The following is a 19,254-nucleotide window of genomic DNA, read 5'->3' as shown; positions in this document are numbered from 1 at the left end:
CAGGGGGGCACCTTCTCGCCGTGGGGGCGTGCTGGGCGAGGTGCACATTAGTGCAGGAATGAACTGATGACCGACACGGTGTTCGATTCGGCTGTGGGACCGGCCTCTGCCGCAACAGAGGTCCCGGTGAACGCCGCCGTGCTCGACGATGTGCGGTCCAAACTTCGTCTGCGCGGTCTGGACGACGACCCTCAAGTGGTTCTCCTGGGGCTTGACGGAAACGGACGCGTGTCGGTCGGACGATTCGACACCTCCCGTGGCACGGTCGCCGACTCGTATTCCGACCCCGCGCTGTCGCTCGGAGCGCTCGACCGTGCCATCGCCGATCACCTGGCCCGGATCGGACGGGTCGAGTCACCGACGACGCCCGAGTGGCAGGACGAACTCTTCGAGCTCATCTCGCGCGGACGCGAACGGCTGCAGGATTCCGATGGCACGTTCTTGATGGGACGCCGGCATATCCGGTTGTTCCGGATGGCGCGGCGAGATGTCGAGGAGGCGGGTGGTGCGCTCATCGCGCGCGGTGAAGAGTTGGCTCGTGCAGCGGTGGCCGGCGCGCAGGCCCACGCGGTCGTCATCACGGACGGTCTGGGCGTGTGGCCCGGCCTCCGCGACGGGATCGCGAAAGCCGTTCCGGTACCGATCGTCGACGCCGCTCCCGGTCCGTTGACCGCCGCAGCACCAACCGGGCCCCTCGATGGGTCCCGGGGCGAGTCAGAGCCTGAGCCGACAGAGGCCGCCGCGAGAGACGTGAGCGCCAGCGACAGCTTGACGACGCCCGGCGAAGAACCCGCAGCCGATGTGCCGGCCGAAGCCGACACGGCGACGCCCGGCGACTTCGACCCCGACGCCGGCGACCCCGACGCCGGCGACCCCGACGCCGGCGACCGAGACAGGACTCCGGCGCCCCTGGCCTCGGAGGTGACCTGGACCGCGACCAATCACGAGGCCGACGGGGCCGACAGCGAGGCCGAGTCCGCCTCCGAGCGCGAGGTCGAAGCCGCCGCCGAACCCGCACCGGTCGTCGACGACTCGCCGGAGCCGGTCGCAGACGAATCACCGGAGGTCGTCGCCGATGCCGAGCCCGAGCCCTCCGAAAAGGTCACCGACCGGCTCGCTCCGCCGGCGTCCGGCGCCGGGCCCATCCCGCCCGACGAGGCCCCCACCGGCAAACTCCCGTTGCCGTTTGGTCGGCCGGACGGAAGCCCGGGTCGCTCAGGCGATTTCCCTGTCGTCGGTGTCGAGGAGATGCCCCAGGCGCGGATCGTGGAACCGGTGGACCCTGCTCCCGCAACGGCATTCGGCGCACTGGCGGCATATCCAGGGCCCTCACCGGTCCAAGAGCCCGCGCCGGTTCACGAGTACATTCCGGCCCCGATGACACCGCCACACGGAAACATCCCAGTTCCGGAGCAGCATTCGTTGGCGATTCGGACGGGTTCAGCACCGGTCGGTCCTCGGCACAACCTCCCGGCAAAGCGGATCTGGGCGGGAGTGGCACTCGTCTGCGCGCTCGCCGTCATCGGAGTCGCGGTCGCGTTGGCCGCGGGGAGCAACGGTTCCTCGCCGGCACCGGTTGCCGGCCCGACCACGCCGGCCACCACGGCCCCGACCACCCCAGGAGTACGCCGACCCGGCGATCTTCGCGGAGGCGCGTCAACCGGCTCAGCGCTATACCCCACCGCCACCGCCCGTGGCGACGAACGAACCGGCACCCTCACCACGACCCCGCTCCCGCGCACCGCGACCGCAGCGCGGTGTGACGATCCCGAATCCGATTCCCGGACTGCCGCCGATCGTCCTGCCGTAGCCGGTCGGGGATCGGTCGGACAGGGGGTCACTCGGCGGGCTGTGCCCGCAGACCGCGCGCGATGAAGTCGAGGACGTTCTCGTAGTTCGTGTCGGCATCGACGTTCGGCGGCAGCGCGCCCATGAGCTCCAGGCTGATCGCCCCGTGTACCGCCGACCAGGTCTGCATCGCGAGCGTCGTCGGGTCGCCCGTCGCGATCACACCCGCGACCTGGCCGTAGCGGATGACGTCGACCAGTACCTCGAAGGCGTGAGCCGCAACCTCGAGCTCGGGCGTGCACCGGGCGGAGAACATCAGTCCGTAGACGACCGGACTCGACGTGGCGAAGCGACGATACCCGCGCCCCGAGCTCCGCAGGCGCGTGGACGAATCGTCGTCGGTGGCGGCCACCGCGCGGCCCAGTTCGGCGTAACCGTCGGTGACCAGCGCATCCAGCAGCCCGTCGCGGCCGTCGAAATGGTTGTAGACGCCCATCGGCGCGACCTTCGCCTCCGCTGCCACCGCCCGCACCGTCAGCCCCGCCTCGCCGTCCCGTTCGAGGATCGTGCGGCCGGCGCGGATGAGGGAGGACCGGACTTCGGCGGCAGAGGTTCGGCTGCGCGGCTTCGCGGGAGACATATTGACAATCTACTAGCACGGTGTTCTTCTGGAGTGGAACGTTGTTCTATAACAGTGGTACGGCGTTCCATATTCAAACTCTCGCTCACGGAACAGGAGAATGCCGATGCGTACTGGACGTATGGGCTCACGCTGGTGGGCGCTCGGCGCCCTCAGCTTTGCCGAACTGCTGGTCATGATCGACAACACGATCGTCAACGTCGCCCTGCCGACGCTGGCCCGCGACCTCGACGCCGGGATCTCCGGCCTGCAATGGATCGTGGACGCGTACACCCTCGTCTTCGCCGGCCTCCTCCTGACCGGCGGCTATCTGGGCGACCGGTTCGGCCACCGGCGGATGCTCCTCACCGGGGTCATCGGCTTCATGGCGGTGTCGATCCTCGCTGCGTCGGCGCAAAACCTCGGACAGCTCATCGCTTCCCGCGGCGGCCTCGGGCTCTTTGCGGCGCTTGTGTTCCCGGCGACGCTGGCGATCATCACGACGATCTTCGTCGACGCCAAGGAGCGGGCGATGGCCGTCGGCATCTGGGCAGCAGTCTCGGGTGTCGCCGTCGCCATAGGTCCTGTGATGGGTGGCTGGCTGCTCGAACACTTCTCGTGGACGTCGGTGTTCTGGGTCAACGTCCCGTTCGGGCTGGCCGCGCTCGCCGTGATCCTCGCGGTCGTGCCCGGTACCCGACCATCGGCGGTGCCCCGATTCGACGCCGTCGGAGTGGGTCTCTCGGTCGCTGGTCTGGGGTTGCTCACGTACACCCTGATCGAAGCACCGCACGCCGGTTGGGGTGAGATCCGCACGGTCCTCGGAATCGTTGCTGCTCTGGCGATTCTGACCGTGTTCGTGGTGACCCAGCTCCGTATCGCCCATCCCATCCTCGACGTGCGGCTGTTCGCCAACCGGCACTTCGCCACCGCGGCCGGGATGATCAGCGTGGCGTTCTTCGCGCTCTTCGGGTTCATCTTCCTGATCACCCAGTTCTTCCAGGCGGTCAAGGGCTACGGACCGCTCGCCGCCGGCGTGCGGACCCTCCCGTTCGCCATCGTGATGGCGGTGCTGTCACCGGTGGCGATGGTTCTCTCGCACCGGTTCGGGGCGCGCTACGTCGCGGTGACGGGTGCCTTCCTGATGTCCGGCGGGTTCGCCCTCGTCGAATTGTCCTCGCGGACATCGGGATATTGGGAACTGATCATCTGGGCGATGTCGCTGATGGCCGCCGGCCTGGCGTTCATCTCGGGCCCGTGCACACAGCTCATCATGGATGCGCTCCGTCCGGAGCAGGCGGGTGCGGGCAGCGCGGTCAACGACACCACCCGCGAGATCGGCGGCACCCTCGGCGTCGCGGTGCTCGGTTCGATCCTGACCTCGGCCTATGTCGCCGGAATCGGGGATCGGCTGTCGGGCAGCGGATTACCGCGGGAGGTGGTCGCCACCGCGGAGCAATCGGTGATGGCCGGGGTCGAGGTCGCCGGCCGGGTGCCCGCCGCGATGAGCGACACGGTCCGTGCCGCGGTCCAGGAGGTGTTCATGGACGGCCTGCACAACGCGGTGTGGGCGGCGGTGGCCATCACCGCGGCAGCCGGTGTGGCAGCGGTGTTCCTGCTGCGCGGCACGGTTGCGGGGCGGCAGGCTCCCCCTTCGCAGGCTCCGGATACTCCCCAGGGAGCAGTGGTTGCGCGTCCGCAGAGAGATGCCTCAGAGGTCGAGCGTGAGATTCCCGCCGGCACTGCGTGAGACGCAGGTCAGCATCGTCCCGGCCTCGCGCTCGGGTTCGGTCAGGATGTTGTCGCGGTGATCGATGTCGCCGGACAACGTCCTGACCTTGCAGGTGCCACAGAACCCTTGCTGACACGAGTACGGCACCGACGGCATCACCCGCCGGATCGCCGCGAGCGCCGACTCGTCGGCGGCCACCGGTATCCGCGCGCCCGTGGACGCCAGCGTCACCGTGAACGGTGAGCCGTTCTCCACCGGTGGCGGACTGAAGCGCTCGTAGTGCAGTTCGATGTCGGCGCGGTCGCAGAGATGACGGCGGAGGTTCTCCAGCATCGGGACCGGCCCGCAGCAGTACACGGCGAGATCGGCGTCGGAATCGGGGACCGGTCCGACCAGTTCCGACATCGTCGGGAGTCCGTGCTGGTCGTCGGTCCGGATGGTGATGCGGTCGCCGAACTTCGCGACCTCGTCGAGGAACGGGATCGAGTCCGCGGAGCGCCCGGTGTAGATCATCGACCAGTCCAACCCGAAGCGTTCCGCCACCGCGAGCATCGGCAGGATCGGGGTGATGCCGATCCCGGCGGCGATGAACCGAAGCCGACGGGCGGGGGAGCCGTGACCGGGAACGGCGAGCGGAAAGGCGTTGCGCGGACCCTTGATCGACACCACCTCCCCGATCGTCAGGGCGTCGTGGACCTCGATCGAACCCCCACCGCCGTCGGGGATACGACGCACCGCGATGCGGTAGTGCTCTCGATCGGTGGGGTCGCCGCACAGCGAGTACTCCCGCATCCGCCCGGACGGCAGCAAGACGTCGACATGGGCGCCGGCGTGCCACGACGGCAACATGCCCCCCTCGGCAGCGGCCAGCGTCAGGGCGATCACGTTCTCGTCATGTGCGACCACTTCGCGGTTCACGATGCGCACCTGCGTGATCCCAGGGTTGACCGGTGCCGGCCTCAACGGGGACAACGGGCGCCACGCCGGCCACCACGCCCGCATGAACGCGGTGCCGACCGTGAGGATCGGATCACGGTGCCACCGCCCGTAGAGATGCGGGGGCGGTTGCGTCAGACTCGTCGAATGTGGATGTGCGCGTTGGTTCATCGGAGTCCCTCACGCGGCGCTGCGCGCGGCCGGCGACGAAGCGAGGTAGGCGACGGCCTGGGCGGTGCTGCCGATCTGTTCCGGACGGAACCCGGGACGGAAGTAGCTGAACGTGGAGAAGACGATGCTCCGCAGCGGCGGCAGGACGTTGGCCCGGACCCCACGATGGAACTGCCACTTCTTCTGGATGTAGTTGTAGGACACCGAGGTGTCCTGCTTCATGATGAACCGGTAGCCACGCTGCACCAGGAACAGCAGGATCGGGAGGACGGCGAGCATCGCGCGCCCACGGCGCAGGTAGCTGTCCCCGAAGTACGCCGCGACATCGTGCGCGACCGCGCGGTGTTCCACTTCCTCGGCGCCGTGCCACATGAACAGGTCGGCCATCGTCGGGTGTGCACCGGCCTCGACCCAGTTGTTGTTCAACGCGAAATCGCCGAGCACCGCGGTGTAGTGCTCGAGTGCCGCGATCAACCACAACCGTTCGACGAGATGCTTGCGTCGGGCTTCGGTGGAACCGCTCGTCGCCGGACCGAGAACCCGACGGAAAATCCACTCCATCTGCAGCTGGTACGGGCGGGGATCGATGCCGTGGTGATCGAGGAACTCCCACAGCACGTGGTCGTGGGCCTCGGCGTGCATGGCCTCCTGGCCGATGAAACCCCGCATGCGGGAGGCGAGCTCCTCGTCGGCGACGAGCGGCAGCGCCTCGTTGTAGGTCTGCACGAACCAGCGCTCGCCTTCCGGCAGAAGGAGATTCAGGACACTGATGAAGTTCGACGCCACGGGGTGACCGGGAATCCAGTGCAGGGGCACGTCGTCCCAGTCGAACGCCACGTTACGGGCGTGTAGCTCGACGGGTCCGGGATCGGCCTGATCGGTCTGGGACAGCTCTGTACGCTGACGATCGACGGTGCTCATCCGGTGACCTTCTGTCGGGCGCCGATGCGCGACAACCACGGCGCGAAACGGTAGATGCGATAACCGACCTTCGCCTCGGGTGTCACCGGGACGACAGCCTTGTTGTGCTCGACGGCCGAGACGATCTCGGTCGCCACGCGATCCGGGGTGAAAGCCGCGGCGCTGGTAGAAGCGGTCCAGTCGATCCCGTTGCGTCTGTTCGGAATCCGGGTCGAGGCCGGCGATCGGCGTCGACGACACGATGTTGGTGTCGACGATACCCGGGCAGATGGCGCTCACGCCGATGCGGTGTTCGGCGAGCTCGGCCCGCAGCGACTCGGAGAACAGCAGGACACCGGCCTTGGACGCCGAGTACAAGCCGAGGCTGCGCGACGGCGTGAACGCCGCGGCCGACGAGACATTGACGATGTGCCCGCCCACCCCGCGTTCCACCATCTGCCGGCCGAACTCTCGGCTCCCGGTGATGACGGCGCGCAGGTTGACGTCGAGAAGCCGGTCGACCTGCTCGTCGGTTGCGGCGAGAGCTCCACCTGCCAAGCCGATCCCGGCGTTGTTGATCACGACGTCGGGCACTCCGTGCTGCTCCCGGACCGTCGCGGCGAAGGTCACGAATGCGTCGGTGTCGGAGACATCGAGCAGGTAGGCGTGTGCCAGCGCTCCGGCGACCTTGCACGCCTGCTCGGTGTCGGCGGCGGTGTCGAGGTTCCGGTCGGCGAGGACGAGTTCGGAGCCACGCTCGGCGAGGAGCAAAGCGGTCTCTCGCCCGATACCGCTACCCGCACCGGTGATCACGACCAGTTTTCCGGCGAGGGGTTTCGGTTCGGCGAACACCCTCGACCGTTCGACGGTCGGCGGTGTGTCGCTGCCGGTCTGTGCGGCTAGGAAGTCCAGGACCGTCTCGGTCAGATAGTGCGGGTGGGTGTACGGCAGCCAGTGGCCGGTGGGGGTGTCGCGGCGCCACAGCTTCGCCGCGTAGGCCGGGGTGTTCTCGTAGATCGCCGGGCGCAGCGCGATGTCGCGTTCGTTGACCACCTGCAGGACCGGCACCGTCGTCGGGCGCGGCTCCGGACGGATCAGCTTCTGGCGGATGTTGGCTCGGTACAACGCGAGCCCGGTGATCATGTCGCGGCGCAGGGTTCCGGCGACGACAACGTTCTGCGGTGGCGTGCCCTCGACGGTGTGCAGGAACTGTTTCCATGCCCGTGGATTCCCGAGCGCGGTCAGCAGGGCGTTCGGGAGCACCGGAAGCTGGAACAGTCCCGTGTAGGCCGACGAGAGCGATTGCGTCGCAATGGTTCGCACGCGGTGGGGCGTCGGACGGGTCAGCCCTTCACGGAGCAACTGGCCGAGGTGATCGAGGTTCGGACCGGAGACCGAGACGAAGGACGCGATGCGGGTGTGCGCACGCGGCCGGCTCACCGCCTCCCATGCCTGGACCGAACCCCAGTCGTGGCCGACGACGTGGACGGGAGCATCGGGGCTCACCGCTTCGGCGACGGCGAAGAGATCGTCGGCGAGCTCGGCCAGCCGGTACGCCTTGACCTCGCGCGGACGTTCGCTCTCGCCGAAGCCGCGGCAGTCGTACGCCACCACGTGGTACTTCTCGGCCAGTCTGGGCGCGATATGCGTCCAGAGGTGGTGGGTGTCGGGCCAGCCATGGACCAACAGGACCGTCGGATTCCCCGGTTCGCCCAGTTCGAAGGTTGCCAGCGTGACGCCGTCGCCGGACACCTTCCCCCGCCGCCACTCGGGCCGCACCTGCACTGCCTGTTCGGACATCCGTGTCACCTCGCTGTAGACCGTAGACCCCGATTGGAGTTACACGTTACCAACGGTTACACAAATGTCTAGACCCCTGCGCGAACCCGTCTCACTGGGGGTTCCTGGTGCATGGGCCGGCACGCGAACAGGCCCGGATCTCTGTCGAGACCCGGGCCTGTTCGCTTGTTCGCGTCGGAACGGCCGCCTACTGGCGGTACGAGGACAGGAAGTTGCCGATCCGTTCGACGGCCTCCTTGAGGTCCCGCGACCACGGCAGCGTGACGATGCGGAAGTGGTTGGTGTCGTCGAGGTTGAATCCGCTGCCCTGCACGACGAGGATCTTCTCCTGCAGCAGGAGGTCCTGGACGAAGAGCTCGTCGTTGTGGATCTCGTGCACCTCGGGATCGAGACGCGGGAAGGCGTAGAGGGCGCCCTTGGGCTTCACGCAGCTGACGCCGGGGATCTCGTTGAGCTTCTCCCAGGTGACGTTGCGCTGCTCGTAGAGTCGCCCGCCGGGGGAGACGAGTGCGTCGATGGACTGATAGCCGCCGAGCGCCACCTGAATGGCATGTTGCCCAGGCACATTCGCGCACAGACGGGTGGAGGCGAGGATGCCCATGCCCTCGATGAATCCCTTGGCGTGGTCCTTCGGTCCGGTCATCACGACCCAGCCGGCGCGGTACCCGCACACCCGGTACGCCTTCGACAGGCCGTTGAAGGTCAGGCACAGCAAATCGGGGGCCAGCGACGCGACGTTCACGTGCTCGGCCTCGTCGTAGATGATCTTGTCGTAGATCTCGTCGGCCAGGATCAGCAGCGAGTGCTGACGAGCCAGTTCGACGAGCTGCTGCAGGACCTCGCGTGAGTAGACCGCACCCGTCGGGTTGTTGGGGTTGATGATGACGATCGCCTTGGTGCGATCGGTGATCTTCGACGCGATGTCGGCGATGTCGGGATTCCAGCCGTTCGCCTCGTCGCACCGGTAGTGGACGGGGGTGCCGCCGGAGAGCGAGGTCATCGCCGTCCAGAGCGGGTAGTCCGGTGCCGGGATCAGTACTTCGTCGCCGTCGTTCAGCAGCGCCTGCATCGTCATCGTGATGAGCTCGGAGACGCCGTTGCCCAGGATGACGTCGTCGACGTCGAAGTACGGGAAGTCGGGGATCAGCTCGTATCGCGTCACCACCGAACGCCGAGCGGACAGCACACCGGCGGACTCGGAGTATCCCTGCGAGTACGGGAGCGCGTGGATCATGTCGCGCATGATCACGTCGGGTGCCTCGAACCCGAACAGGGCCGGGTTGCCGATGTTCAGCTTGAGGATGCGATGGCCCTCCGCCTCGAGCCGCTGCGCGTGCGCGTGTACGGGTCCGCGGATCTCGTAACACACGTTCTGCAGCTTGAGCGACTGCTCGAGCGGCTTGAGGTTCTGGTTCAGATGCGACACATGGGGCCTACTCACGGGTTCAATTGTCGCAGCCGGACGCAAACGGGTTTCCGCCAGTGCTGAGCGACCGTGGTCTGGCCCACGAAAAACGGGCTCCGACCGCGGTGGTCGGAGCCCGTTTCGGTATTGCGGAACTACTTGTGGCCGGGCCGCTTCTTGCCGGCCGCGATGCCGAAGCCCTTGGACTTCGACGCCCCGGTCTCGGCGATGGTCCGGGTGTCGCCCGAGCCGTTGCCCGACGGGGTCGGGACCTCGGTCCCGTTCGTCTCGGCCGGTGCCTCAGCTGCCGGTGCTTCAGCTGCCTGGGCCTCCTCGACCTCGGGTGCCCCGGGCTCGGGGGCTGCTTCAGGAGAGGGGGCGGCCTCGGTTGCCGGCGCTGCAGCAGGTGCCGCAGCCTTCGGCGCGGCCTTGCTCGCGCCACCGGGGCGCTTCTTTCCCGCGGCCATGCCGAAGCCCTTGGCCTTGGCCGGCTTCTCTTCGGTCAGCGCCGCAGCCGAACCACCCTGAGGTGCCTCGGTTGCAGGCTCGGCCTCGGCGGCTGGGGCCTCGGTGACGGGTGCCTCGGTTGCGGGTGCTTCTGCGGTGGGAGCCGCTGCCGGAGCCTCCGCGGCCGGCTTGGGAGCGGCCTTGCCGATCCCGCCCGGACGCTTCTTGCCCGCAGCCATGCCGAAGCCCTTGGCCTTGCCCGGCTTTTCTTCCGTCGCCGCTGTGGCTGTGGCTGTGGCGGACTCGGTGTCGACGGTCGGGGCGGCATCGGGTGCCGACTCGGCCTCGTCGACCTTGTTCTCGGCGGGAGCGGTCACACCGGCGTCGGCTGCTGCCGCGTTCGGGGTGGACGCCTTCTGGCCGGGACGCTTGCCCGCGGCCATGCCGAAGCCCTTGGCCGTGGCAGGCTTCGCCTCCGCGGTCTTCTCTGCTGCCGGTGCCTCGGCCTTCACGGCCTCCGACGACTCGGCCTCCGCGGGAGCAGGAGCTGCCGACGCGGCAGGCTTGCTCGCCGCGGCGCCTGGCTTCTTGCCGCCCTTCATGCCGAAGCCCTTCGAGGCGGGCTTCTTCTCGGCGGGCGCCTCGGCAGGAGCCTCGGCGGGTGCCGACGCGGTGGCCGGTGCTGCAGCCGCAGCGCCCGGCTTCTTGCCGCCCTTCATGCCGAAGCCCTTGGAAGCGGGCTTCTTCTCGGCGGGTGCCTCGGCGGGTGCGGCAGCCGGTGCCTCGGTCTTGGCTGCGGCGCCGGGCTTCTTGCCACCCTTCATGCCCAGGCCGACCTTCGGCTTCGGAGCAGCCTCGGTGGTTGCGGTCGCGGCAGCTGCGGCCGGGACCTTCTCGGGCTCGGGTTCGGCCTCCGGCTCGGGAGCACTCGGACGCGGGCCGAGGTAGCGGCCACCGAGCTTGACCTCGGTCTTGCCGCGCTTGACCGAGTCGAGCAGCAGCTGCGCGACGTCGACGACCTCGACCTTGCCCTCGGACTCGGTACCGCTGGTCCGGGCGGTGACACCGTCGGTGAGCATCACGCGGCAGAACGGGCAGCCCGTCGCCACCTTCTTGACCTCGCCGGTGGTGTCGCCGTGTCCATTGGGCCCGCTCGCTGCGCTCCCGGCGCCCAGGGTGTCGAGCGCCTCGTCGACCCGGTCGAGGTTGATGCGCTTGCCGATCTGCTCTTCCATCCACATTCGGGCACCACCGGCACCACAGCACATGGACCGTTCGCCGTGACGCGGCATCTCGGTGAGAGTCGATCCGGCCGCACCCATCAGCTCACGCGGGGCGTCGTAGACCTTGTTGTGACGGCCCAGGTAGCACGGGTCGTGGTAGGTGACGCCCTCGCCGAGCGGGGCGACCGGCACGAGGCGCTTCTCGCGAACCAGACGGTTCAGCAGCTGCGTGTGGTGGACGACCTCGTACTTGGCGCCCAGCTGCGGGTACTCGTTGCCCAGTGCGTTGAAGCAGTGCGCACAGGTGACGACGACCTTCTTGCGCTGCTCGGGTGCGGTCGAGAAGACCTCGCCCAGCATCTCGATGTTCTGCTGCGCGAGCATCTGGAAGAGGAACTCGTTGCCTGCGCGTCGTGCCGAGTCACCGGTACAGGTCTCGCCCTCGCCGAGGACCATGAAGTTGACGGCGGCCATGTCGAGCAGCTCGGCGACGGCTTTGGTGGTCTTCTTGGCGCGGTCCTCGTAGGCGCCGGCGCAGCCGACCCAGAACAGGTACTCGAAGCCCTCGAACGACTCGACGTCCTTGCCGAAGACCGGGATCTCGATGTCCATCTCGTCGATCCAGGCGGTACGCGCGGAGGCGTTCTGGCCCCACGGGTTGCCCTTGTTCTCGAGGTTCTTGAACATGCCGGCCAGCTCGGTCGGGAAGTCCGACTCGATCAGGACCTGGTAGCGGCGCATGTCGAGGATGTGGTCGACGTGCTCGATGTCGACCGGGCACTGCTCGACGCAGGCACCACAGGTCGTGCAGCTCCACAGGGTCTCGGTGTCGATGACCGCACCCAGCGCCTCGGGATCGAACGCACCCTCCGCCGACTCGATGCCCTCGCCGCCGCCGATCTTGCCCTTCGACTCGCCGACCAGCTTGCGGGAGGCCTCCGCTCGAGCGGCCTCGGGGATCGCGTTGAGCTTGGCCTCGTCGACGTTGCCGTCGGCGTCGACCAGGCCGACCTCGTCTCCGCCCATGTCCTTGCGGCCGCCGGCCAGCAGGTACGGGGCCTTGGCGTTGCCGTGGTCGCGCAGCGACATGATGAGCAGCTTCGGCGACAGCGGCTTACCCGTGTTCCACGCCGGACACTGCGACTGGCAGCGGCCGCATTCGGTACAGGTGGTGAAGTCGAGCCAACCCTTCCAGGAGAAGTCCTCGATTTTGCCCGCACCGAAGGCGTCGACGTCCGGGTCGGCGGTCTCCATGTCGAGGACCTTGCCCTGGCTCATCATCGGCTTCGCGGCACCGAGGGCGACCCCGCCGTCCTGCTCGCGCTTGAAGTAGATGTTGAAGAAGGCCGAGAAGCGGTGCCACGCAACGCCCCAGTCGGTGTTCAGGCCGACGACGGCCAGCCACACCATGCCGCTCATCAGCTTGATGACCGCGAAAATCGACACCAGGGTCGGCGACGCGGGCAGGATCTTCGCCACGTTCATGGTGAAGAAGTCCGAGTAGGCGTTGGCGTGACCGTAGGTCGCGATCTTCGACGCCTTCACCAGGATCATGCCCAGACCCTCGAGCAGGACGACGGCCTCGACGAAGTAGGCCGCACCGAAGCGGGAGCCGGAGAACCGGGAGATGCGCTCGGGGACGCGCGGATGGTTGAGCTGGCGGATCACGATCAGGGTGATGATGCCGACCACGGTGCCGATGCCCAGCAGCTCGTCCCAGAGGTGCCACGCGAAGGTGTCACCGAAGACGGGCCAGTGGAAAGTCGGGTCGATCGACTGGCCGTAGGCCTCGAACCACAGCAGGGCGCCGCCCATGAAGCCGATCATGACCAGCCAGTGGGCCCAGCCCACCGTCCGGAACTTGACCATTCGGGTGTGGGCGATGAATTCCTTGATCATCGTCCCCAGGCGCGGAATCACCGGCCAGAATCGGGAACCGTCGACCTTCTGGCCGAGTTTGATGGTGCGGAACATCCGCACCACTCCGCCGAGGAACAGGTACCAACAGAAGAGGCTGATCACCGCTGCTGTGGTGCCGATGGCAATCGTCGTGGCTGTCACGGGCGCGTACCGGCCTTTCGTCTAGGTCGTCCCGCCACCGGAGGAAGCGCACAAAGTGCGCAGGGCTGCCCCCACGGAGCGGTGTACTACAGGTAACCGTAATTCTTCGCGCCGGTGGCGCGCTGCCAAGGTTGGCCTAATTCTTGCTGGTCTAAACTCACACCGAATGATACTCGCCAGTAACTTACTGTCGAGTCAGGGTGGGGAGGATCCCAATTCGCCTCGCGGGCTGCTCCGGGGTCAGCGGACGTGGGCCACTTTCTCGAGCTCCTCGAGGGCGGTGTCCAGGTGTGTCAGCAGTCGTTGCAGGCTCGGGACCTGCGCGCGAGCGCCGATCAGCCCGAAGTTGATGTGTTCGGCCGTGCTGGTCACGGTGATGTTCAACGCCAGGCCCTCCATCGCGATGGAGACCGGATAGAGGCCGTCGAGTCGAGCACCATTCCAGTACAGGTGCACCGACGGTCCCGGCACGTTGCTGATGATGATGTTGAACTGTGGCGGCACGTACTGGACGAAGCCGGGGATGGTCGCGAAGGCGAGCGGCGCGAAATTGGCCGCGCCGAGCGCGAGTGCCTGCAAGGGTTTCAGGCCGCGGACGACGTTCTTGGCCTGCCGGGCCGACGCGACGACCGAGTTCAGCCGGCGTTCGGGGTCGGGCTGGTCGGTGGCCAGGTCGACCATGATCGCGGTGACGGCGTTTCCGTCTTTCTCCTCCTCGGTGTGCATCGACACCGGCACCGCGGCGACCAGCGGGGAGTCGGGCAGAGCGTCCTGATCGACGAGGTATGACCGAAGTGCGCCCGAACACATCCCCACGACGACGTCGTTGAGTGTGATGTCCAGGGCGTCGGCGACCGCGCGCAGCCGTGCGATCTCCCACTGCTGGGCGGCGAAGCGGCGTGCGCTGCCGATCGCGACGTCGAGGATGGTCCGCGGAGCGCGGGGAATCGGCGGCACAAAGTCCGGTTCGCGCAGCCCGGCGACGGCGACCTTGGCGGCGGCGGGACCGATCCCGGCCACCTGGAGGCCGGTGTCGACGATCCCGGATACGCGCGACCGCAACGTCGGGGCCGGTCGGGGTCGTTTCTTCCCGATGAGGGCCGGGTCCCACGGCGCCGTCCCGTTCCGGTCGTCGGGGTCTGGGGACAGTATCCGCTGCAGGAGACGAAGTGCTGACACCCCGTCGACGATCGAGTGGTGGATCTTGCTGTAGATCGCGACCCGGCCGTCCTCGAGGCCCTCGATGATGTGGATCTCCCACATGGGCCGGTACCGGTCGAGCAGGGTCCCGTGGTTCAGCGAGACGTAGCGCAGCAGTTCGCGGATGCGGCCCGGGCGGGGGAGGACTGCTCGTCGGACGTGGTAGTCGAAGTCGATCTCGTCGTCATAGGTCCAGGCGACGTTGCCGAGGATCGTGACCGGCGACGCGGGCCGCTTGCGGAACAGCGGGTGGAACTCGCTGCCGGACGAGAAGGTCTCGAGGACTTCCTCCGCGAGGTCGGCCGACGATTGCCCCTCGCGCGGCACGAACAGTTGAAGCCCGCCGACGTGCATCGGCTGCTCACGTGTCTCGGCGAGGAGGAACATCGACGAGGTCACCGGCATGTACTGCATGCACACTCTCTTCCACGGTTGTCGGATGCGCGGGTGTCGGATACGCGTCGGGGCTGAGCGCAGCAGATGGGTTCAGTATCGGTCCGGCGTCACCGGAGCGGCGTCGAATGGTGATCTTGGGTGAGATGTGTTCGTACATCTAGGTTGTACAGGTGAGGTCAGCAGCACGTCTCGTCGCGCCGGTGGCGCTGGCGGTGCTGGTGGTCGTCGAACTGTGGGTCACCGTTGCGGCTACCTGGATGTACGTCGTGGCCGGTGACCGGATCCTCGACGCCGAGCAGGTGCCGGACGGGTCGACGCTACTGGTGCTCGGTTCACTGGTGGAGGACGGCGTTCCCGGCGACTACGTCCGCGGCCGGTTGGACGTCGCGGCCGAGCTGTACCGGGATGGGCGAGTCGTACGAATCATCAATTCCGGCAACGGTTCTCCCGCAGCGGGTGACGAACCGGCGGTGATGCGGAGCCATCTCGAAGCCGCGGGGGTCCCGGCGCAGGTCATGGTCGACGACCCGCTGGGACTCGACACCGCGGCCAGCTGTCGCCGGGCGCGGGAGGTGTTCGGCGTCGACCGACTGGTCGTCGTGACCCAGGGCTTCCATCTCCGGCGCGCCATCGCGCTGTGCCGTGGCGAGGGGGTCGACGCCCGCGGCGTCGAAGCCGAATGCGACTGTCCGTCATGGACATTGGTGCGCAACCACATTCGCGAGACGGTGTTCGCGGGTCCGAAGGCGGTGCTGAGCCGCGTCGGCTGAGGTCGCTGGGTGTGTGCGCCGCGTGCGGAACCGTCGAGTCCTGTTCTACGCGGGGTCCTAGTTCGGTTAGGCTTGCCAAGTCCAGAGGGCGGTCGCTTCGACGGGGAGCGGCCGGAGGAAAGTGAGAGCGCATGAGGACCACCGGCCTGATCCGACGAGCGATTGCGGCGGCCGGGGCCGCGCTCATCGCCACGAGCGTCCTCGCGGCCTGCTCGGGGGGAGACTCGGCGGGAGACGACGAGACCCTCGTTCTGTACTCGGGCCGCTCGGAATCGCTGGTCGGACCCCTCGTCGAGCGCATCAACGGAACCATTCCGGTGACGGCGGCCTACGATAAGAAGGCTGCGCAGATCCTCGAGGAGGGCGAACGCTCACCCGCGGACCTCTTCTTCGCCCAGGACGCTGGTGAGTTGGGCGCACTGGCCGACGCCTCGCTGCTCGAACCGCTACCAGCGGATATCGCCGAGAGTGTCCCCGAGGCCTACCGCTCGGAAACCGGTGCCTGGGTGTCGACATCGGCGCGCTCGCGAGTCCTGATCTACGACCCGCGACAGCTGCCCCAGAACGAACTGCCCACCGGTATCGACGGCCTGCTCGCACCCGAGTTCCGTGGCAAGGTCGGATACGCGCCCACCAATGCGTCTTTCAAGTCCTTCGTGACCGCGCTGAGGTTGACCCGGGGCGAGGACGGGGCCCGTGAATGGCTCACCGCGTTCCTGGCGAACGATCCCCAGGCGTTCGAAGGAAACGGGCAGATCGTGGAGTCGGTCAACAACGGGCAGCTCGCCGCAGGTCTGACCAACCACTACTACTGGGTCCAGGAAGTACAGGAGAAGGGCATCGAGAACGTCCCCGGCCGGTTGCACTTCTTCTCGGACGGAGATCCGGGTGCGCTGGTCAACGTGGGTGCCATCGGTGTCCTGAAGACCGCCGGGGACAAGGAAGCGGCCTTCGATTTCGTCCGGCAGTTCCTCACACCCGAAACCCAGACCTACTTCGCCACTGAGGTCGGGGAGTATCCGGTGATCGGCAACGAACCGCTCCCGGTCGACGGGCTGCCGACGCTGAACCAGCTGTCGCCGCCGAAGATCACGCTCGACCAACTCGCCGATGTGGCCGGTACCGACAAACTGCTCAACGAGGTCGGCGCTGTCTGATCGTCTGAAACGCGCGGTGTTTCGTCGTCCCGGCCGGACCATCCGGTCGGGACGACTGCTGTTGGGATCCGTCAGCGTCATCATCGCCCTGTTGCTCGTCACTCCGGTCGTGTACCTGGTCGTCCGGGTGATGGAGATCGGGGCGGACGACGCCCTCGCCTACCTCTTCCGGCCGAGAACAGGCCAATTGCTCTGGCGGACAGCGCAACTCGCCGTCCTGGTGACGTCCGCCTCGATCGTGATCGGTGTGGGCGCGGCGTGGTGCGTGACCCGCGGCGTCCGTCGTGGACGCGCGGTCGTGGTCGCCCTGCTCACCGCACCACTCGCGATTCCGTCGTATGTCTCCGGCTTCGTATGGACCCGGTTGTTCCCCGGATTCGAAGGTCTGTGGGCCGCGGTGCTCGTGCTGACCCTGGCCTGTTACCCGCTGGTCATGCTGCCGGCGATGGCAGCTCTCGCGGGGACCGGGGGGAGAGAGGAAGACGCCGCCCGCACTCTGGGATGCAGCGCGCCGACCGCGTTCCTGCGGGTGACCCTGCCGAGAATTCGTACTGCGGTCCTCGCCGGCGGACTGCTTGTCGCGCTGTACTCGATCAGCGACTTCGGCGGCCCCGCGATCGTGAGGTTCGAGCCGTTCACGGTCGGTATCTACAACGCCTACAACGGGACTCTGGACCGATCGGTCGCCGCGTTGTACGGGCTCGTGCTCGCCTCGATCGCCGTCGTCCTCGCGCTGGCCGAACGACGCGTACGTCGTGATGTCGATTCCGGTGCCACCCCGCCCCGGAGTCGCGACGCCCGTGACCGGCCCGTCGCCTGGACCCTCGTGACGCTGACCGTTTCGGTCGGCGTCTGCGTCCCGATCGTCGGCCTGCTGACCGAGATCCGTGAATCCCGCAGACTCGGCTTCGACGACTTCGGTGAGCTGCTCGCGTGGGTCGCCCCGTACACCCGCACCACGCTGGAACTGTCGGCACAGGCGGCCGTCGTGATCGCGATCCTGGCACTTCCGCTGGCGTTCTTCATATCCCGTCCGCGTACTCGCACCGGGGACTCCGTGGAGCTCGTGTCCTACCTCGGTTACACACTGCCGGGTGTGACGGTCGCGCTGTCGATGGTGTTCCTGGGGACGAGGGTCCTGCCGTCCTACTACCTCACCGCGGGAATGTTGATCGCAACGTACGTGGTCTTGTTCCTGCCGGTGTGCCTCGGTCCCGTCCGGTCCGGTGTCGACGCCATCCCGCTGCACGTGGCCGATGTGTCGCGAACCCTGGGCGCCGGACCACTGGCCACTGCCGTCCGCGTGCAGTTGCCGCTGCTGATGCCGGCCGTGCTGGCCGGGTCCGCGCTGGCGTTCCTGTCGGTGGCCAAGGAACTTCCGGCCACCCTCATGCTGGCACCGATCGGCACCCGGACGCTGGCCACCGACATGTGGAGTCTCAGCAACGACCTGAACCACGGGCGGGCGGCTGTCCTCGGCCTTGTCCTGATCATCGTCGCGTCGATACCGACCGCGGCTCTGTCCACGCTGTTCGGAAAGGGCGTTGACCGATGAATGACGCTGTGCGGGTCGACAACATCTCGGTCGTCCTCGGTGATGCGACCATCCTCGACGGGGTCTCCCTGCGGGTGCCTGCCGGGTCGATCACCGCGGTCATCGGGCCCTCCGGGTGCGGGAAGACGACGCTGCTGCGCACGATCGCGGGCCTGGAACCGCTTCGGTCCGGACGAATCGAGATCGGCGGCATCGAGGTCGCGTCGGTACGCGGTGGCGGGAGTCGTGACGTCGACATCCCCACCGAGCGCCGGAGTTTCGGTCTGGTCCCGCAGGAGGGCGCCCTGTTCGGCAATCTGAGTGTCGCCGGGAACGTGGGGTTCGGTCTGGGCCCGTGGTGGCGTCGGATCCCCGGACGGGCGGCGCGCACCACCGAGTTGCTGGAAGTCGTGGGGCTCAGCGAGTTTCGCGGTCGCCACCCCAGCGCATTGTCCGGCGGTCAGCGGCAACGGGTGGCGCTGGCCCGGGCGTTGGCCCCCCGGCCCGCGGTGATCGGCCTCGACGAGCCGTTCTCCGCACTCGACGCCCAGTTGCGGACCCGCCTGCGCGACCATGTGCGTGACACGATCCTGGCCGAGGGCTCGAGTGGTCTACTCGTGACGCACGACCGTGAGGAGGCCATGGCGATGGCCGACGAGATCGTCGTGTTGATGGCCGGACAGGTGCGTCAGGTCGGGTCGCCCGAAGAGGTGTACCTGGCGCCGGCGGACGCCGAGGTCGCGCGGATGTTCGGCGAGGTCTCGGAGCTTCCCGGCGACGCGGACGGGGATGTCGTCCGGTGTTCGGCCGGACTGTTGCGATTGCGGAGGCCGGCTCGGGGTCCGGGGACGGTCATGCTCCGTCCCGGCGACCTCGACGTCGCGACGTCTCCGGACGGGTCGGAGCTCGGTCGTGCGACAGTTCTCTCGGTCAGACCGTGCGGGGAGCACATCGAGGTCAGGGTGTCGCTGACGGCTGCCGATCCGGCCCGACACGACGACGGCGTCGAACTGTTCGTGCGCGCGGAACCGGAGTGGGCCGGTTCACCGGGGGATCAGATCGCGTTCCGGCAGCGCCGTCCGGCGCACTTCTGCCCGGCCTGCTGACACCGACCC

General features: G+C 67.8%; 12 protein-coding genes and 1 pseudogene. 6 read left to right on the top strand and 7 right to left on the bottom strand.

What is annotated here, in order from left to right; genetic code table 11:
* Positions 1-66: 66 nt before the first annotated feature.
* The gene (locus RVF83_RS03785) at positions 67-1,875 is read left to right on the top strand and encodes a hypothetical protein (protein ID WP_341261999.1); all 1,809 of its coding nucleotides are present in this window, start codon (positions 67-69) and stop codon (positions 1,873-1,875) included.
* On the opposite strand, the gene RVF83_RS03780 is transcribed toward RVF83_RS03785, so the two are convergent.
* Positions 1,838-2,428, bottom strand: a complete 591-nt coding sequence (locus RVF83_RS03780; RefSeq protein ID WP_005195514.1) for a TetR/AcrR family transcriptional regulator — start codon at positions 2,426-2,428, stop codon at positions 1,838-1,840. The two genes, RVF83_RS03785 and RVF83_RS03780, sit on opposite strands and share 38 nt — an antisense overlap.
* Positions 2,429-2,534: 106 nt before the next feature.
* Between RVF83_RS03780 and RVF83_RS03775 the strand changes: the two genes are divergently transcribed.
* Positions 2,535-4,157: a DHA2 family efflux MFS transporter permease subunit gene (locus tag RVF83_RS03775; RefSeq protein ID WP_005195513.1), complete on the top strand. Its 1,623-nt coding sequence runs from the start codon at positions 2,535-2,537 to the stop codon at positions 4,155-4,157.
* On the opposite strand, the gene RVF83_RS03770 is transcribed toward RVF83_RS03775, so the two are convergent.
* The 6 genes and pseudogenes from RVF83_RS03770 to RVF83_RS03745 all read right to left on the bottom strand — a co-directional run bounded on the left by RVF83_RS03770 (position 4,119) and on the right by RVF83_RS03745 (position 14,696).
* Positions 4,119-5,246: a PDR/VanB family oxidoreductase gene (locus tag RVF83_RS03770; protein ID WP_005195511.1), complete on the bottom strand. Its 1,128-nt coding sequence runs from the start codon at positions 5,244-5,246 to the stop codon at positions 4,119-4,121. The genes RVF83_RS03775 and RVF83_RS03770 overlap by 39 nt on opposite strands.
* A gap of 9 nt (positions 5,247-5,255) precedes the next feature.
* Positions 5,256-6,167, bottom strand: a complete 912-nt coding sequence (locus RVF83_RS03765; RefSeq protein ID WP_005195509.1) for a metal-dependent hydrolase — start codon at positions 6,165-6,167, stop codon at positions 5,256-5,258.
* Positions 6,164-7,946: pseudogene (locus tag RVF83_RS03760) on the bottom strand (SDR family oxidoreductase). Before RVF83_RS03760 ends, RVF83_RS03765 begins: the two are co-directional and overlap by 4 nt.
* A gap of 187 nt (positions 7,947-8,133) precedes the next feature.
* Positions 8,134-9,387, bottom strand: a complete 1,254-nt coding sequence (locus RVF83_RS03755) for a pyridoxal phosphate-dependent aminotransferase (protein WP_039880029.1) — start codon at positions 9,385-9,387, stop codon at positions 8,134-8,136.
* A gap of 119 nt (positions 9,388-9,506) precedes the next feature.
* Positions 9,507-13,082 (bottom strand): (Fe-S)-binding protein, encoded by a 3,576-nt coding sequence (locus tag RVF83_RS03750; protein ID WP_005195505.1) that lies wholly within the window; start codon positions 13,080-13,082, stop codon positions 9,507-9,509.
* A gap of 240 nt (positions 13,083-13,322) precedes the next feature.
* Positions 13,323-14,696 carry a WS/DGAT/MGAT family O-acyltransferase gene (locus tag RVF83_RS03745; protein WP_005195504.1) on the bottom strand — a complete coding sequence of 458 codons (1,374 nt, stop codon included), beginning with the start codon at positions 14,694-14,696 and terminating at the stop codon, positions 13,323-13,325.
* 182 nt (positions 14,697-14,878) lie between these two features.
* Here RVF83_RS03745 and RVF83_RS03740 point away from each other — a divergent pair, with 182 nt between their 5' ends.
* The 4 genes from RVF83_RS03740 (at position 14,879) to RVF83_RS03725 (ending at position 19,245) form a co-directional block, all read left to right on the top strand.
* Entirely contained in the window at positions 14,879-15,448 is a 570-nt protein-coding gene (locus RVF83_RS03740) for a SanA/YdcF family protein (RefSeq protein ID WP_005195503.1), read from the top strand.
* Between the two features lie 131 nt (positions 15,449-15,579).
* A complete protein-coding gene (locus tag RVF83_RS03735; RefSeq protein WP_005195502.1) occupies positions 15,580-16,605 on the top strand; it encodes an extracellular solute-binding protein in 1,026 nt (341 codons plus the stop codon).
* A gap of 61 nt (positions 16,606-16,666) precedes the next feature.
* A complete protein-coding gene (locus tag RVF83_RS03730) occupies positions 16,667-18,160 on the top strand; it encodes an ABC transporter permease (protein WP_051989252.1) in 1,494 nt (497 codons plus the stop codon).
* Positions 18,157-19,245: an ABC transporter ATP-binding protein gene (locus RVF83_RS03725; protein ID WP_005195500.1), complete on the top strand. Its 1,089-nt coding sequence runs from the start codon at positions 18,157-18,159 to the stop codon at positions 19,243-19,245. The genes RVF83_RS03730 and RVF83_RS03725 overlap by 4 nt, the downstream gene beginning before the upstream one ends.
* The last annotated feature ends 9 nt before the right edge of the window (positions 19,246-19,254 follow it).

Source organism: Gordonia rubripertincta, from assembly GCF_038024875.1.
Taxonomy (GTDB): Bacteria; Actinomycetota; Actinomycetes; order Mycobacteriales; family Mycobacteriaceae; genus Gordonia; species Gordonia rubripertincta.
The sequence above is the reverse complement of the archived record's forward strand: the minus strand, read 5'-3'. Positions and strand labels throughout refer to the sequence as shown.

What these genes read in the sequence shown, in the direction of transcription:
- RVF83_RS03785 (WP_341261999.1), top strand. Translation starts at nt 67, where the DNA reads ATGACCGACACGGTGTTCGATTCGGCTGTGGGACCGGCCTCTGCCGCA.
- RVF83_RS03780 (WP_005195514.1), bottom strand. Translation starts at nt 2,428, where the DNA reads ATGTCTCCCGCGAAGCCGCGCAGCCGAACCTCTGCCGCCGAAGTCCGG.
- RVF83_RS03775 (WP_005195513.1), top strand. Translation starts at nt 2,535, where the DNA reads ATGCGTACTGGACGTATGGGCTCACGCTGGTGGGCGCTCGGCGCCCTC.
- RVF83_RS03770 (WP_005195511.1), bottom strand. Translation starts at nt 5,246, where the DNA reads ATGAACCAACGCGCACATCCACATTCGACGAGTCTGACGCAACCGCCC.
- RVF83_RS03765 (WP_005195509.1), bottom strand. Translation starts at nt 6,167, where the DNA reads ATGAGCACCGTCGATCGTCAGCGTACAGAGCTGTCCCAGACCGATCAG.
- RVF83_RS03745 (WP_005195504.1), bottom strand. Translation starts at nt 14,696, where the DNA reads ATGCAGTACATGCCGGTGACCTCGTCGATGTTCCTCCTCGCCGAGACA.
- RVF83_RS03735 (WP_005195502.1), top strand. Translation starts at nt 15,580, where the DNA reads ATGAGGACCACCGGCCTGATCCGACGAGCGATTGCGGCGGCCGGGGCC.
- RVF83_RS03725 (WP_005195500.1), top strand. Translation starts at nt 18,157, where the DNA reads ATGAATGACGCTGTGCGGGTCGACAACATCTCGGTCGTCCTCGGTGAT.